This window comes from Thiocapsa roseopersicina (genome assembly GCF_900106925.1).
Classification (GTDB): Bacteria; Pseudomonadota; Gammaproteobacteria; order Chromatiales; family Chromatiaceae; genus Thiocapsa; species Thiocapsa roseopersicina.
This window is the reverse complement of sequence record NZ_FNNZ01000030.1, coordinates 1-16,109: the sequence shown is the minus strand read 5'-3', so window position 1 is coordinate 16,109 and position 16,109 is coordinate 1. Positions and strand designations below refer to the sequence as shown.

The 16,109-nt window shown below is 64.1% G+C and carries 14 protein-coding genes; 5 read left to right on the top strand and 9 right to left on the bottom strand.

The features are described 5' to 3' along the window. Positions 1-156 precede the first annotated feature (156 nt). The 3 genes from BLV04_RS21095 to BLV04_RS21080 all read right to left on the bottom strand — a co-directional run bounded on the left by BLV04_RS21095 (position 157) and on the right by BLV04_RS21080 (position 4,704). Positions 157-930 (bottom strand): Crp/Fnr family transcriptional regulator, encoded by a 774-nt coding sequence (locus BLV04_RS21095; protein WP_175534737.1) that lies wholly within the window; start codon positions 928-930, stop codon positions 157-159. Between the two features lie 603 nt (positions 931-1,533). Further along, positions 1,534-3,291 carry a multiheme c-type cytochrome gene (locus BLV04_RS21090; RefSeq protein ID WP_093037243.1) on the bottom strand — a complete coding sequence of 586 codons (1,758 nt, stop codon included), beginning with the start codon at positions 3,289-3,291 and terminating at the stop codon, positions 1,534-1,536. Positions 3,292-3,870: 579 nt separating this feature from the next. Continuing rightward, positions 3,871-4,704: an alpha/beta fold hydrolase gene (locus tag BLV04_RS21080; RefSeq protein WP_175534736.1), complete on the bottom strand. Its 834-nt coding sequence runs from the start codon at positions 4,702-4,704 to the stop codon at positions 3,871-3,873. Positions 4,705-5,143: 439 nt separating this feature from the next. Between BLV04_RS21080 and BLV04_RS21075 the strand changes: the two genes are divergently transcribed. The 4 genes from BLV04_RS21075 (at position 5,144) to BLV04_RS21060 (ending at position 8,492) form a co-directional block, all read left to right on the top strand. After that, on the top strand, positions 5,144-5,707 hold the full coding sequence (locus BLV04_RS21075) for a cytochrome b (protein WP_093037234.1): 564 nt from the start codon (positions 5,144-5,146) through the stop codon (positions 5,705-5,707). Between the two features lie 444 nt (positions 5,708-6,151). Next, entirely contained in the window at positions 6,152-7,855 is a 1,704-nt protein-coding gene (locus BLV04_RS21070) for an FAD-dependent oxidoreductase (protein ID WP_093037231.1), read from the top strand. A gap of 131 nt (positions 7,856-7,986) precedes the next feature. After that, complete coding sequence (locus tag BLV04_RS21065) at positions 7,987-8,241, top strand: type II toxin-antitoxin system Phd/YefM family antitoxin (protein WP_093037228.1); 255 nt, start codon at positions 7,987-7,989, stop codon at positions 8,239-8,241. Further along, positions 8,238-8,492 carry a Txe/YoeB family addiction module toxin gene (locus BLV04_RS21060; protein ID WP_093037223.1) on the top strand — a complete coding sequence of 85 codons (255 nt, stop codon included), beginning with the start codon at positions 8,238-8,240 and terminating at the stop codon, positions 8,490-8,492. Before BLV04_RS21065 ends, BLV04_RS21060 begins: the two co-directional genes overlap by 4 nt. 45 nt (positions 8,493-8,537) lie before the next feature. Here BLV04_RS21060 and BLV04_RS21055 read toward each other — a convergent pair whose 3' ends face one another. The 6 genes from BLV04_RS21055 to BLV04_RS21025 form a co-directional block, all read right to left on the bottom strand. Further along, positions 8,538-9,122: a Uma2 family endonuclease gene (locus BLV04_RS21055; RefSeq protein WP_093037219.1), complete on the bottom strand. Its 585-nt coding sequence runs from the start codon at positions 9,120-9,122 to the stop codon at positions 8,538-8,540. 125 nt (positions 9,123-9,247) lie between these two features. Further along, positions 9,248-9,703, bottom strand: coding sequence for a HEPN domain-containing protein (locus BLV04_RS21050; RefSeq protein WP_093037217.1), 456 nt, complete (start codon positions 9,701-9,703; stop codon positions 9,248-9,250). Beyond that, positions 9,682-10,119, bottom strand: coding sequence for a nucleotidyltransferase family protein (locus BLV04_RS21045; RefSeq protein WP_175534735.1), 438 nt, complete (start codon positions 10,117-10,119; stop codon positions 9,682-9,684). Before BLV04_RS21045 ends, BLV04_RS21050 begins: the two co-directional genes overlap by 22 nt. A 50-nt stretch (positions 10,120-10,169) precedes the next feature. Further along, entirely contained in the window at positions 10,170-13,259 is a 3,090-nt protein-coding gene (locus tag BLV04_RS21040) for an efflux RND transporter permease subunit (protein ID WP_093037211.1), read from the bottom strand. Beyond that, positions 13,256-14,446, bottom strand: a complete 1,191-nt coding sequence (locus tag BLV04_RS21035; protein WP_245731979.1) for an efflux RND transporter periplasmic adaptor subunit — start codon at positions 14,444-14,446, stop codon at positions 13,256-13,258. The genes BLV04_RS21040 and BLV04_RS21035 overlap by 4 nt, the downstream gene beginning before the upstream one ends. Before the next feature lie 418 nt (positions 14,447-14,864). Next, the gene (locus tag BLV04_RS21025) at positions 14,865-14,999 is read right to left on the bottom strand and encodes a phospholipase A (RefSeq protein WP_093037204.1); all 135 of its coding nucleotides are present in this window, start codon (positions 14,997-14,999) and stop codon (positions 14,865-14,867) included. Positions 15,000-15,115: 116 nt separating this feature from the next. Between BLV04_RS21025 and BLV04_RS21020 the strand changes: the two genes are divergently transcribed. Then, on the top strand, positions 15,116-16,018 hold the full coding sequence (locus BLV04_RS21020; RefSeq protein ID WP_093037201.1) for a DUF6268 family outer membrane beta-barrel protein: 903 nt from the start codon (positions 15,116-15,118) through the stop codon (positions 16,016-16,018). The last annotated feature ends 91 nt before the right edge of the window (positions 16,019-16,109 follow it).

Sequence of the window (16,109 nt, the reverse complement as noted above, 5' to 3'; positions counted from 1 at the left end):
TCTCTCGGGATCTGACGGCGGACTTGGTAGGACGCTATTGGCGGAGTTGCCGGAATGCCGCGGAAGCCGGCGGGTGAGGCGCATGACCGGTTGGTCCCGGAGCGCACGAGATTGCGGCTTGGCGACTCGCCGGAACCTCGAGATGCCGACCGACGATCAGTTCAATGATGTCGAATCGACGTTGACGGGTCGACTCGGGAGAGGGTTTTCCGCGCGACTGATCGATGCGCCCGCAGACCCGCCGAACATCGCCGGATCGCATCGATAGATGCGTGGCGCTAGACGGGTCAGGATGCCTGCTCGCTTGAGCTCGGCCATGTGGCGGCTCACACCCTCGGGCGAAGCGCCGACAAGCGACGCCATGTCAGCCACGGACGGGAGCTCGACCGCGTCGGTACGGTCCCCGCAGATCTCGGTGATCATCCGCACCAACCCGGCGAGACGCTCGGTCACGGTCCCGGAGCCGAGGAGAGCGATCGAGAAGTCGGCAGACGTCATCTCGTCGTTCCATTTGCTCATCACGCCCCGGGTGACATCGCGATTGTGGTCGCTTAGCTCGTCGATCGCCGAGATCGGAATCTCGCACAGATTCGTCGTACGCAGTGCGACCGCCGAATGAGCGTAGGCACTGCCGCCCAAGACCTCAAGGCCCAAAGCCGCACCCCGTCCGAGCAGTCTGACGATTCGCGTTCCCCGACCCGGCACCGCCGATACGAGCTTGACGAGGCCGACCCGGATCGTGTACACCGCCGCGCCGCGCTGTCCCGCCGAATAGATGGTGCTCCCGCGCATGGACAGTCCATTGCGCAGACAACGCGTCGATCTCGCCAGATCGCTCGCACGCGCGCCTTTCAGCAGCGCCAAGCGGCGCAGACCACAATGCTCGCAATCACAGGTCGTGACCCGCAGGAGCGGGACGCGGATGCCCAAGTCGCTGCTCGTTTCGCTCTCGACCGGTTCGGGTGCTCGTTCTCGTGACGTTTTGCAGCGAATGTCCATCGCCGCGGCACAGTTCAGGCACCCGGCGATCCCTCCTCGACTCGATTCCGGCGATTTCATAAGCGTGCTTCGTTCTCTTATCCAGGCTCACATTCAAAGCCTTTGCGGGACGCACACTCCCGTTATAGCAACCTAATGTGCAGGTCGCCGGTCATCGTGCGGGACCTTCGATTTCCAGAAAAAGTCTAGCATAGAGAGCGAGTTAAGGCAGCAGCGTGCAAATACGTAGAGGTCTGCGGAGTTTGCGCTGAGACGCTCCGCAGTTTCCGGGCGATCGACGAATCCGAGTCGGTAGAAACCGAGGCGAAAGACGTAGTGGGCAGGAACGTGCGATTGCGGGATACGGGTCGAGATGCCGCCTCGACGACCGGGAGGTCGCCAAGGACAGAGAGAGATGAGCGGATGTGAAAATGGCCTTGATTGGGCCGGATGAGCCTGACTCACCCGGAGAAACGACTGAACCGCAACCGGGGCGAGAACAGGATCCGGGGCGCTCGCCGATGCTCGGGGGCGCATCGACGAGCAGGGTTCCCGCTATTGCCCTCCGGCACCGCCTCCCGGGCCGTATCCGTTTCCGGGTCCACCAGGCCCCGGCCCGGGACGCGGCGGTTGGGGCTGTCCGCCGATGATCGGCGGCTCCGGCTCGGGCGACTTGTCCCCTGGAACGGCAATGGTCTCGGCGCGGATCGCGGACCCGTCGTACAAGGCGAGAAAGCGCGCGACAACCGGGTCGTCCGCATCCGCCGCGAGATCTTGCAGAAAGCCGAAGGCCAGGGTTTGATACTTGAGCGCGAGGGACACCGAGGGCGTGCCGTTGAAGGTCCCGAGCGCGATGCGGTAGGTCACCAGATCACTCCCGCCGATGAAATCCGTGTCATCCGCGGCTGCGCCCTTAACGGCGATGGCGTCGGGGACTTGGGTCTTGTCGAAGCCGCGCGGAAGAATCCGGTTGTCCTTCAGATAGGACGCCGCATGCAGCAACGTATAGGTCTGATTGCCGGTCAAATCGGCCATGATCGGCTCGTAGACCTGCACCTGGTCCGGGCTTGTGATCTCGTTGTAGTGGGGCTCGTAACCGGTGCCCGCATCCGAGTCCACGCCGACAATACTCCCGTCGGGGTTCAGACGACCGGACTCGAACAGCACGGCGCCACTCTGGTCCGTGACGGTGAAATGGATATAGGCGCGGCGCGAGGGAAAGCTGGTCGGAAACTTATGGCCGGTGTGGTTGGTGACGCGAACCCGAACAGTCAGCTCGTCGCCGTTCAATGCGATGTCTTCGATGTCGATCTGCGCGGCCGAGCGCAGCGTCCGGCGCGTCGCCTCGATGCTTGCGGCAAAGTCGCCTTCGCCTACTCCGAGAGCCTCGCGATTGTTGGCGAGGATGTCCAAGACCAGGGTGTTGCCCCCGTAGGAGCCATGGCGGGCAAAGTCGTTCCGCGCATCGAGATTGCGGGGCCGATTCGCGATCTTGACGCCGTCTGCTCGCGCCATGTGACACTGTTGACACGACTGCGCCTCGACCTCCCCGTCGGCGAAGGCACTATTCAGCCATTCCGTGTAGACGGCTTGCTCGTGAAACCTCCCGCCCGTCAGGATCGGCGACTCTCCGTCGATATCGGGCTCGGGGTCGAGATCGATCACGGGCGTCGCGAGGTCATGGCAGGAGGCACAGACGGCGGAGTCGGAGATGTGCGCGGCGTACTGCGGAGTGAAGCCCGAGAATCGCTGCATCGGGTCGATCCTGGGCGCAACATAAGGACCAAAGGCCGGTCGGTCGAAAGGGTCGACCGTGGTGTCGACGACGAAGTTGCCGGAGGATCCCTCCGGGGTACCGAGGGTCTCGTCGTCGGCGATCTGGTGGCAAAGTGTGCAGCTCACACCGTCCATCGCGGCATCGTGATAGGGATGCGCGGGATCGCTGAAACCCTCGTCGAAGAAGTCGATGACGTCATTTGAAGCCGCTGCTTCGACATTGGCCATCGGGGCGTGGCAGCGTGTGCACACCGCGTTGAGCTCATGCGCCAAAGCCGGGGTGCGGCGCAGCTCGCTCGCGAATTTGGCCTGCCACAGCGGATCTCTCGCCGCGTTGGCCATCATGGTGGCCGACCACTCATCCTCGATGGAGACGTCGTTGCCGTCCTTGTCGACCAGTCCATCGTGGCAGGCGGCGCAGTTGCCCGAGCCCGAGAAGTGGGCCGTATCGAACAAGGCGCTTGCCGAAGACGCGGTTTGGAAGATGCACAGCGCTCCGGTCAGCAGTGTCAGCAGTGTGGTTCTGGCGATGATCATGGATGTTGAAGGCTCCTGTCGTGAATCAGCAGACACGTCGGATCCGCAAAGTCGACCGAGATCGAGGCGGTCTCGGGCCTTTGTCTCTCGCCGTGATTTTTTGTGACAAAGATCACTTTTTATTTGAATTCATATACTTGCAAACCAACATCTACAAACATACAAGATTTTCAAGGTTTCTTCAAAAACAAAAGACCGGACCGTCGAAGGCAAGTGCAAAGCACCGCTCGAACGGGAACGGCGTCAGGGCGGAGGTGGGCGCAAGAGCGGCAGAACGCTTGAACACCGACAGGGAGATAGAAGGCGCGGGGTCGTGATCGGCATCGCCGAACCCGAAGGCCACCCCGTCAGCGAGGCAACGACAAAGGTGGTAGCGCCGGACGCTGTCTATCGGGCCCGGTGGGAAGCGAATATCGGCGGCTGAGGGATAAGGCTCGGGGTTCGGGTGATTCCCGGAAGGAGCGACCACCCGGAGCGACGTAGGGGCGCCCTAGGGACGATGTGGGGGCGATGTGGGGCGACTTTAGTCGCCCTCTGCGCTACCTGCAGTGGCCCGGATTCCCACGCCCGGAAATCGCCTCAGAACCCGCCCGGCTCCGGGTGTACCTGTTCCCCGTCGAGGAAGGCCGCAAGATAACTGGCCGTCTGCTCGGGCGACTGATAGAAAAACCCGTGTCCGCCGCCCTTGATCTGGATCACGGAGGCGCCGGCGATGTGCTCGCCGATGATCCATGCATTGCGCGCCGGGATGACGACATCCTCGGTGCCCGTCATCAGCAGGGTCTGGGCTACGATCTCGGGCAGCCTGCGACAAACGCCAGGCCACTCTTGCAGTGCCTGGGCTTGGCGCATGAGATTCCGATCGTCGATCGGTGCATTGATCGGCGGAAACACCTGCATCGGATCCGGGGTCGCCCGCAGCCAGTCGGTCGGGAAAAGATTCTCGAACATACGCCGGATGCGCTCTTCGAGGGTGCCGGACAGATCGACCAGCCTCCGCCAGACCGCCTCGTCCGGCCAGACCGCCTCCGCGCCGCCGCAGGAGGCCGACAAAAGGATCAGCTTCTCGACCTGCTCCGGATGCCGCAACGCCAGCTCCTGCGCGATGTAAGACCCCATGGACCAGCCCAGGACATGCGCACGATCGATGTGCAGCACGTCCAGCAAGGCATGGGTATCGTCCGTGAAGCGCTCGATCGAATAGTCCCGATCCGAGGAGGTGCTGTATCCCATCCCGCGATTATCGAAGATGATGACGGGGCGGGTCCGCGCCAGAGCCTCGACGATCGCCGGAGGCCACATCTCCATGAGTCCGCCGTAGCCCTGGATCATCAGTAGAGGAATCCCGCCTTGCCCCTCACCGAAGATTCGGTAGGCGATCTCGATATCGGCAACAGGCACACGCTCGATCATAGCGTCGACTCCAATGTCGGTAGGTGCGGCGAAGCCCCGCCAAGCGGCCGGAGCAATCACGCAAAGGCTCGTCAGAAGGATGAAACGCAGGATACGCATTTCGGAATGACGGGTTCGATCCGCACGGCGCCTTAGTCTACCGCCGATCCCCGGAGTCGCGCATAGGAGACCGCTCATCGCAGGGGTTGCGCGCACCTGACCGACCCGGGTCAGACGCTACAGCGAGCTCACCGGGCAACGGCGCCGGTTTGCAAAGCCCACAAACTCTGGGGATACTCGCGCGGTCGTGCTCCGTGACGCGGCCTCGACACGACCGCCTCGGCATTGAGAGAAGGCCGAACGAATCCAGACGACCCGAGTCCGCCCGGTGGCCAAAGTCCAATGCCGCATGGCGTCCGAACGCCATTCAACTCAAGCGCAGCTCAAGAGGAAGACTCCAATGAGTAACACCCGGCCCGACGAACATTACGGCATCGTCTCCCAACTCTTTCACTGGGTGGTCGCCGCCCTGCTCTTTGCCATGCTCGGCACCAATCTCCTGCGCGAGATGGCTGAAAAGGAATCCCTTGCACGCACCGAGTGGCTGAACCTGCACATGTCGCTCGGCATCCTGTTGTTCGTAATCGTGATTCTTCGCTTGGTCTGGACGAAGAAGACGCGCCAGCCCGAGCCACTGCCCGGTCCGTGGATCACCCGCATGCTCGCCAAGGTAGCTCATGTGCTGCTGAATCTGGCGACCCTGTTGGTGCCGATCGGCGGCTATCTTCGCATCGCGTCGAAGGACATTCCGGCGAATTTCTTCGGAACCCCGATCCCCTCGCTCGTCGGCGACATGCCATGGCTGCACGACGTCGCCAAGATCGGACACGGGCCCTACATGGAGTATTTCTTCTACGCCCTGATCAGTCTGCATATCTTGGCCGCGCTTTGGCACCAGTATGCCCGCAAGGACGGCGCCATCGATCGGATCGTACCCTGGGGCAAGACCGAAGCCGTCAGCTGAGTTTATGGGCCGTGCCGGGGCTCGGCGTGCAGCCGCCGGCGACTGCACGCATGAGGCTCCTCGCAGGACCCTGCACTTGTTCCCTGGAGATCGGGTCAGGGCAGCGTAACCCGACATCCACCCTCTCGACAGACCGCCAACGTTGGGTTACGGCGCGCGCTAAGCCATTGGCCGAAAATTATGTTTTGCCACGCGCGCCTAGCCCGGCCTCCGCGCCGCTAGCCGACAGCAAGAGCGTCCGTCCACCACGAGCTTGACACAGATCAGGCTCGCCTCGCCGACTGTTGCGGATCCGCAATTCCGACGGCTTACGAATGGATCACACTGCCCGCGTTGGCCGCTCGGGCGCGCCCGCTCCCCGATACCCTCCGACGCCTTGTCCGATTGCCCATTCGACCGGCCGCGCCTCCATACCCCTTCCCGCTCAACCGAGAGACCTGATCTATGTCGTCGCAACCCCTGCGTATCGTCGTCATCGGCGGCTCAGCCGCCGGCCCCAAGGCCGCCGCCAAGGCCCGTCGGATGGACGAGCATGCCGAGATCACCCTGATCCAGCGCGAGCCGGATCTGTCTATGGCCTCCTGCGGCTTCCCCTACTATGTCGGCGGCACCTTCGACGACCGCAACATGCTCGTCTGCACACCGGCGGGCATCGTCCGTGACCCGGCCTTCTACGGCAAGGCCAAGCGCATCCGAGCCTTGGTGCGTACCGAGGCAACCGAGATCGACCGGGTCGCAAAGACCGTCACCTATCGGGATCTGCCGACCGGCGAGCAGTCCACCATCCCTTACGACCGCCTGGTCATCGCCACGGGCGCGACACCGCTGCGTCCATCCGTGCCGGGCATCGAGCTCGACGGGGTCACGACACTTCATTCGATGGCCGATGCCGACGCCCTGCGAGCGGTCCGCGACGAGAAGAAGGCAACCAAAGCCGTGGTCGTCGGCGGCGGCCTGATCGGCTTCGAGGTCTGCGAGGCGCTGCGGCTCGCCGGGATTCACACGACCGTGATCGAGAAGACCCGGCAGATCCTGCCGTTTCTTGATCCCGACCTGTCGAAGTTGGTCGAGAACCACGTCCGCGCGCACGGCCCCGACATCATCGTCGGCAACGGTGTTGCCGAGCTGCTCGGGGAGAACGGCAAGCTGGTCGGCGTCAAGCTTGAGAACGGCACCGAGCTGCCCTGCGAGGTCGCGGTGATCGCCGTCGGGGTCAGACCCAATATCAAGCTCGCCCAAGCGGCCGGGATCGAGATCGGCTCGGTCGGGGGCATCCGCGTCAATCCGCAGATGCAGACCTCCGACCCGAACATCTACGCCGTCGGCGACTGCGTGGAGTGCACCTCGCTGATCAGCGGCAAAGCCGTGCGTGCGCCCTACGGCGACCTCGCCAATCTACAGGGACGCGTCGCCGGTCAGAATCTGGTGATCGAGGGCAGCGCCAGCTTCCCCGGCATCATCCAGACCGGCATCTGCAAGATCTTCGACTACGCGGTCGGCTTTACCGGACTCTCGGCCAAGGATGCCGGCGAGGCAGGTTTCGACGACATCGAGACGGCGATCATCTCCGGGCTCGACATTCCCGGCTACATGAGCGGCAAGCTGCTGATCAGCAAGCTCGTCGCCGACCGCAAGACCGGGCGCATCCTCGGCTTCCAATGCATCGGCCCCGGCGATGTCAGCAAGCGCGTGGCGGTCGTCGCCATGGCGATCCGCGGCAAGCTGACCGTCGAGGACATGGTCAACGCCGATCTGCCCTATGCCCCGCCCTATTCGCTCGCCATCGATCACGTGATCAGCTCCGCCCAGGTCATGGACAACAAGCTCCAAGGCCGCATGCAGGGGCTCTCGGCGAGCGAGGTCAAGCACCGCATCGACACCGGCGCCGACTGCTTCATCCTGGATACCCGCAGCCCCCAGGAGTTCGAGGAGACGCGCCTGGGCATCGGCGAGACCCTGATCCCGCTCGGCGCATTGCGTGACCGCTTCGCCGAGCTGCCGCAGGACAAGTCCAAGGAGATCATCCTTTACTGCCGGATCTCGCTGCGTGGCTACGAAGGCGCAGCCATCCTCGACGCCCACGGCTGGCACAACGTGAAGGTCATGGAAGGCGGTGTTGTCGCCTGGCCTTATGCGAAGGAGAAGTAGCCATCTCTTCAGGCGCGATGCGGGGGCGACGTAAGTCGCCCGCGACGTGCAGTAGGCCATTTTGTTGCCTCGTTGCGTACGATCTTAAGTACAAGTACGATAATGCGTACAACCTCGGAGATCACCGCAAGATGGACACCATCAGCTACTCGGCCTTCAGAACCCGCCTTGCCAGCACGCTCGACAAGGTCAACGACGATCACACGCCAATCCTGGTCACACGCCAGAACGGCAAACCGGCCGTGGTCATGAGCTTAGAGGATTTTCATGCTTATGAAGAAACGGCTTACCTGATGGCGAGTCCTCGAAATGCCGAGCGCCTGAGTCGCGCCATCGCCGAGGTCGAGGCCGGGAAGTTCCAGCACCATGAGCTGATTGAAGAATGATCCTCGCTTGGGCCGAGCCCGCATGGGAGGACTATCTTTATTGGCAGGAAACAGACAGAAAGACGCTTAAACGGATCAACACCCTGATCCAGGACATGCAGCGACAGCCTTTTCAAGGACTCGGAGACCCCGAGCCATTGAAGCACCAGTGGTCCGGGTACTGGTCCCGGCGTATCGATCGCGAGCACCGGCTGGTCTATCGGGTCAAGGATTCATCGCTGATCATTGTTCAGTGTCGATATCATTACTGAGCAGAAGCCGTGGCTGCTGAAGTATCGGCGCTTCGGGGGCCGACGCTAATGGTCGGGGTTAAACTCGACCTTGTCGTAAACCTCGGCCAGCGACAGCTCGGTGTCGAGTGCCGTCAAAGGGATGCGATCGCTCGGATCTGTGTAGACGGAAAGCAGCCAGTCACCACTCGGCTGGCGCAGGAAGAGCTCGGCGCTCACCCGGTGCTGGGAGAGCAGCAGATAGGCCCGCAGGCTGGGGATGGACCGGTAGTAGGCGAATTTGTCGCCCCGATCATAGGCCTCGGTGCTGTCGGAGAGGACCTCGACGATGAGTGCCGGGTTTGTGATGACGTCGCGGCGGTCATCCAGAAATTGCCGCTCTCCGCAGGTCGCCATCACGTCCGGGTAGGCGCAGAGATTCGCGGACTCGACACGGACCTTCATGGCGCTGGTGTAGACGTAGCAGGGGCGGCCCTTGAAGTGATTGCCCAGCTCGCCCAATAGGTTTCCGCAGATCAGGTTGTGCGCCTCCGAACTGCCATCGATGGCGAAGACCTCGCCATTGCGATACTCGGTACGGCCCTGATGCGATGCACGTTCGGCGGCGAGCCAGACGGCAAAATCGAGTGGGGACTTGGGTTGAAGGGACATGGCAGGGCTCCGGGTCCGGACTCAAACAACGCTTGAACGAGGTTGCAGGATCGCGAAAGGAGACGGAACAATCCCGCAGGGTATGGTTGGACAAGCCGCCGGGGCGATTTGGCCATCTTTGTCCATCAACCGTCGCGGGCAATCTCGGCACGAATCGACGGCGCGATCGACTCGACAGATGCGGGTACGCGAACCTCGAGATCGTCCATCGCAGCGGCGACGAGCGCCATGACAGGCGCGTGCGCGCGAGCAACATCCTCGGCATCGAATTGGTGAAAGCCTTGGTAGTCCGCGCGAAGTCGATCTGCCTCAAGCTGTCCGAGCGTCTTCAAGTGCTGCCGGTCGAAGGCTCCTGATCGGACGAAGTGAGCCGCGAAGAGCCGTTGGGTACCCTCATGCGTCTTCGTCTCCAACCCATGGCTGAACAAGAGGGCGCGGACCGCATGAAACGCGGCGTAATAGAGGTTGGAGATGCACTTGCGATGGACGCCGACCTGACGATTCGCGCGGAAGCTGCGCAACTCGTCGAGCAGCAGCCCCAGCTCATCGGTCACCGCACTTAAGCGCTCGTCTTCGCCCATAGCTCGATCCCCTCTTGCATGATGTCGTCCAGCAGTCGGCGACTCGTACCGTCACCATCGCGGATGACGATGGGCCGCAGGTGCGGGAGATCCTCCCAGCCCTCTTGCGTGGACTCCGCGATGTCGGACAGGTCTCGCGCGATCGACGGGTGCGCATCGCGCGAGACGAAGACCGCAAGATCCAGGTCCGAGTCCTCGTCACCCTCGCCCCGAGCGCGGCTGCCGAATACCAGGATACGCTCGATGGACGCGTTGCCGAGCCGATGCAGACTGTTTGCGACGAACGTTGCCAACAACTGGCGCTCGCCGGGTGTAAAGGGAGCGCCTTCCGGGCGAATGGTCGAGTCAAAAAGGCTTGATCCGGCGGGCATTGCGAGATTCTGCCCTCGATCGGGCTCGTCGTCGACGGCGGTCATGACGGATGTGGCCGTCACATCGCGTGCGCGACATGACGGCATCGATTGCGCTAGGCGCCGCTCGCGTGCGGTTCCGGGCCGGTCGCGTCGCGGCTCGGCGCGACACCCCCGAACCAGGTCACATAGAGCGTCGGCAGAAAGACCAGCGTGAGCAGCGAGGCGACGGCGAGGCCGCCCATGATGGCAAAGGCCATCGATCCCCAGAAGACCGTGGGCGCGATCGGGATCATCCCGAGAATGGTCGAGAGCGCGGTCAGCATGATCGGCCGAAAACGGGACAGGCTGGCCTCGACCACGGCATCCCAGACCGTCTTGCCGGCCGCCCGCTCGGCTTCGATCTGGTCGATCAGGATCACCGCGTTCTTGGCGATCATGCCGACCAGGGCGAGGATGCCGAGGATGGCGACGAAGCCGAGCGGCTTGCCGGAGGCCAGCAGGGCGCCGACCACGCCGATCAGGCCCAGCGGCACCAGGCTCAGGACCATGAAGAGCCGCGCGAAGCTCTTGAGCTGGAAGATCAGCAGGGACAGCATCAGCAGGATCATCACCGGCACCACGGCGAAGACCGAGGCTTGCGATTCGGTGCTCTCCTCGACCGCGCCGCCCAGCTCGATGCGATAGCCCGCGGGCAGCGTCGCGTTCAACTCGGCGATCGGGTCGGTGAGATCCGCGACCACCGTCTCCGGCAGCATCCCCGGCGTGACGTCGGCCTGGACCGTCAGGGTCGGCACCCGGTCGCGCCGCCACACCAGCGGATAGTCCTGACCGTACTCGAAGACGGCGAACTGACTGAGCGGGATGGTGCGCCCGTTCGGTAGCGAGACCGGCAGGCTGCGCAGGGTTTCGACCGACAGACTCTGTCCCCCAAGCTCGCGTGCGACCACATCGACGAGATAGATGTCGTCGCGGACCTGGGTAATGCCGGTGCCGGAGATATTGGCGTTGAGCGCGGTAGACACCGCCTGGCTGCTCAGGCCCAACTGACGCGCCTGTTCCTGGTCGATGCGGATATGCAGCTCGCGCTCCGGCTCCATCCAGTCGAAATTGACCCGGCGCGATCCGGGGTGATCCGCCACGAGATCCGCGAGCTGCATCGCGATCTCGCGCAGCTCGGTCGGGTCCGGACCGACGACGCGGTATTGCAAAGGCCAGCCGACCGGTGGACCCAGCTCCAGCGGCGACACCCGTCCGACGACCTCTGGGAAGCGCTCGGCCAGCAGTTGTTCGAGTCGCGGCTGGAGTCGTTCGCGTGCCTCGATGTCGTTGGTCACGATGACGGACTGGGCGAAGAAGGGGTTGGCCAACTGGACGTCCAGCGGCAGATAAAAGCGGATGGCGCCCTGACCGATGTAGGTGCTCCAGCGCTCGATCTCGGGCGCGAAGTCGGGATCCTCGCGCAGGATCTGCTCGAACTCATTCACCAGCCGCTCGGTGGCATGGATCGATGCGTTCTGCGGCAACTGCAGGTTGACCAGCAGCTCGGGGCGGTCCGACGACGGGAAGAACTGGCGCGGCACCTGCCCCAGCGCCACGATGGCGACGACGAAGATCGCGAGCGTCAGGGCGATGGTGAACCAGCGAGCGCGCATCGCCAGCGTCAGAAAACCCCGGTAGATGGCGACCGTGCGGCTCGGCTTGTCGTTCGCACCGGCCTTGGGCGGGCGCAGCAGCGTCATACCGATCAGGGGCGCGAACACCATTGCAACGAGCCAAGAGGCGATCAGTGCGATGCCCACGACCGCGAAGATCGAAAAGGTGTATTCGCCCGCCGAGCTTTGAGCGAAGCCGATGGGCACGAAACCGGCGATGGTGACCAGGGTGCCGATGAGCATCGCCTTGGACAGGTGTGTGTAGGCATAGGTGGCCGCGCTCGCCCTGTCGTCGCCCAAGGCCAGACGGCGGCTCATGGCGTCGATGGTGGTCATGGCGTCGTCGACCATGAGGGCGAGTGCGATGATGAGCGCGCCGAGAGAGACCCGTTGCAGGTCGATGTCGACGATGTCCATCATCGGAAAGACCACGGCCAGCGTGAGCGGAATGGCGATGGCCACGACCGTGCCGGCGCGCGCGCCCAGCGCGACGAAGCTGATCACGAGCACGATGCCGATCGCCTGCCACAGCGAGGTGGTGAATTCGTTGATCGCGAGATCCACCGTCAGGGGCTGATCGGCGACCAGACGTGGCTCGATGCCGTGCGGCAGCTCGGCTCGGATGTCGGCGATGGCGTTGGCGACATTGCGCCCGAGCGCCAGGGTGTCGCCGCCGTCGCGCATGGCAATGGCAAGCCCGATGGCGGGTTCCCCATTGATGCGGAACATGGGTTGGGGGGGATCGGCGAAGCCGCGGCGGACATCGGCAATGTCGCGCAGCCGCAGCATGCGCTCGCCGACGGCGAAAGTGACCTCGGCGAGATCACGCTCGGAACCGAAGGCACCCGAGACCCGCAGCGCGATGGACTCGTCGCTGGTCCTCAGGATGCCCGCCGGGCTGACGATGTTCTGGGCACGCAGCGCGGCGATCAGGGTGCCGGGATCGAACCCCAGTCCGGCCAGCCGCTCGGCCGAGAAATCGATATAGATGACCTCGTCCTGCGCTCCGAGGATGTCGATCTTGGAGACGTCGGGGACCGTGAGGAGTTGCGAACGGGCGTCCTCCACGGCGTCGCGCAATTCGCGATGCGTGAAGCCATCGGCGGTGAAGGCGTAGATGATCCCGAAGGTGTCGCCGAACTCGTCGTTGAAAAAGGGTCCCACGATCCCTTGAGGCAGGGTGTGGCGCATGTCGCCGACCTTTTTGCGCACCTCGTACCAGGTGTCCGATACATCCCGTCCCTGCGCGCTCCCGACCAGGTCGACGAAGATGGTGGTGGTGCCGGCGCGGGTGAAGCTGCGCAGGTTGTCGAGATTCGGAACCTCCTGCAGGGTGCGTTCGAGACGCTCGGTGACCTGCGCGATGGTCTCGTCGAGGGTGGCGCCGGGCCAGATCGCCTTAACCACCATGGTGCGGAAGGTGAACGGCGGGTCTTCCGCACGGCCGAGCTTGTAAAATGAGCTCACCCCGGCGGCCAGCACCGCGAGCATGATGAAGATGGTGACCGAACGGTTGCGGATAGCCCAATCGGAGAGATTGAAGCCGCTCATGGCCGATCTCCGGTCGGGGCTTCGATCGGGGCTTCGATCGGATTAGGGGTCGGCTCCCCGAGCAGTCGGACCTGCTGACCGGGGCGCAGGGTCTGAACCCCCGCCGTCACCACCAATTCGCCCGGCGCCAGACCCTCGGAGATCAGCACCCGATCCAGCTCAAAGCTTGCCACGTCGACATTGCGCAAGGCCACGGTGCTCGACTCCGGATCCAGGGTCCAGACCGCAGGCGCGCCTTGGGACGAGGTGAGCGCCGAGGTCGGAATGGCGATCCCCGCGACCCCGCCGAGCAGGATGCTGCCGGTCACGGTGGAGCCGAGCCGCATCGCCTCCGGCGGACTGGCGAGGCCCACGCGAACCTTGAATGTCCGGGTCACCGGATCCGCTTGGGGCGAGACCTCGCGGACCCGACCGGTGGTGCTGACCTTGGGATCGGTGCTCAGTGCAACGGTCACCTCGTCATCGGCGGAAGCCGCCTCGATCACCCGCCCCGGCACGTCGAAGACCGCATCGCGTCCGCCCTCGCGGGCGAGCTGCACGACCATGCGCCCGGCCGCAACCACCTCGCCCGGCTCCGCGCCGCGGGCGGTGACGATGCCCGGCCCGTCGGCGATCAGGGTCGTGAATCCAAGCTGGTTCTCGGCCGTCCTGACCTGGGCCTCGGCCGCCTCCACTTGAGCCTGGGCGGCGTCGCGTGCCTCGACGGCGCGGTCGAATTGAGCGCGGGCGACGAAGCCACGTGACAGCATCGGTTCGTACCGCTCCACCGTATTGCGCGCCTCGACCAGCCGCGCCATCGCGGCGGCCAGATTCGCCCGCGCCGCGTCGATCGCATTGCGCTCGTTGACCGCGTCGAGACGGGCGACGATCTGCCCCGCGCGAACCTGATCGCCGACGCTGACGGTGCGCTCGATCAATTGTCCGCCGACTCGAAAGGCAAGGGCCACGTCATCCTGCGCCTGGATGTTGCCGGTCAGAGTTACGGTCTCGCCGCCCGGCAACTCCTCGACCGTCACGACCCGCACCGGGCGGATGGGCTCGGCGATGGGTTGCGACTCTTCGACAGGCTGGCACGCGGTGAGCAGCGCGAGAATCGCCGGGAGCACGACGGCACGGGGCAAGGATGCGCCGGTCCCGAAGACCAGGCGCGTCTTGTCGCCGCAACGGGGTGAAATCAAAACTTTCACAAGAACATCTCCGGTTGAATGTTGAACGGCGATCTCGGATGGGACTGCAAAATATGGACGGATGATCAAGGATCGAGCGGGCGCGAACAAGCGCAAACCATGATACTCGAACGTATCCGATGACTGCGGGCGGCAGTCGGTCCGCATCCAGGATCCGGTGCGCCGGCAGGGCGATGTCCAGGGTGTCGATGGCGCGATGGGCCAGCAGCGCGCCGGTCGCCGGATTGCGCATGGCGGTGGGGGAAGGTTCTTCGCTACCAACGGGGCCAAGATCGGGGCGTGCTCCGGCAGCGTCAGCAGCACGGCGGCGACTGCCCGGGATGCAGACGGCGGCGCCGAGTAGAAACTCACGCGTCGACGACACTCCAACCGCCGCGAACCCGTCTCGGCAAGGCTTGTCGCGTGCGAGCGATGCCGCTCAGAGGATATCGTTCAACGCCAAGCCGATTCCGATCGTATTTTGCTTCCAGTTGTAGTCGATCAAGCTGTCGCCGTAGCCGGTGAAGGCGCGGACATAGACGCGCAAGGGCCCGAGCACTTGCGGAGACATCATTCCTCTGAATTGTCCTGGGGATCGTCCGGTTGGCGTCCTATCCGGCTCGATCTCGGGATGCTATGGTCTCGGCTTTTCCGCCCCCCGTCCATCGATTATCCAAAGGAGTGTCTCCGATGCCAGCGCCTTGCCTCGTCCGTGTCGCCTGTGCCGCCGTGCTGTCGACCGGGGTTGCCGCTGTCTCCATGGCGCAAGCGCCTCCGGGTGTCAGCTTTTCCGTCGCTCCGGTCGTTCAATTCGACAGCGATCTGGATTCCGGCGGGGATGCCGCCTATGCCGCGGTGCTCATGTCGCTCGGAACGAATTGGGCGCTCGATGAGCAGTCGTCGCTGGGCGTGCGGCTGCGCCTCGACTACGAGGATTGGCACTTCGACAAGCCACTCGGATTCGGCGGCGCGCAGCCTTGGGACAGACTCTACCGAGCGGGTGTCTCCGTACCCTACGGTTTCACGACCGAGAGCGGCTGGCGGCTGGGTCTGACACCGACGATCGAGTATGCCGGCGAATCCGGCGCGAGCGTCTCGGACGCGCTGGAATACGGCGCCACGGCCTCGGTATCGCGCGCCGTGCGGCCCGATCTGACCCTCGGCCTGGGCGTCGGCGTCTTCGAGCGGATCGAGGAGACGAGTGCATTCCCCTTCCTGATCATCGACTGGCGCATCAACGATCGCTTGCGCCTCACCAACCCCTTCCCGGCCGGCCCGGCCGGTCCCGCGGGGTTGGAGCTGTCCTATGCGCTCGATTCGGGCTGGACCGCAGGCGTCGGCGCGGCCTACCGCTCCTATCGCTTTCGACTCGACTCCGACGGCCCCTTTCCCGACGGCGTCGGCGAGCACCGATTCATCCCCGTCTTCGTCCAGCTCGGGCGCGACCTGACCGAGAACCTGAGCTTCAAGCTCTATGCCGGGGCAGCGACCGGGACTACCTTGAAGGTCGAGGACGAGAAGGGTCGACGACTCTTCGAGGAGGATCAGGATCCGGCGGCGATGCTGGGGGTGTCTTTGATTGGGCGCTTCTAACGAGCATGCAGGCGTGGCGGCACCCCGGAAAATGAAAGATGCTGCGCGGGAGACCGTGCAGTGAGGTCGGTCAAGTGTTTGGCGACTCGAT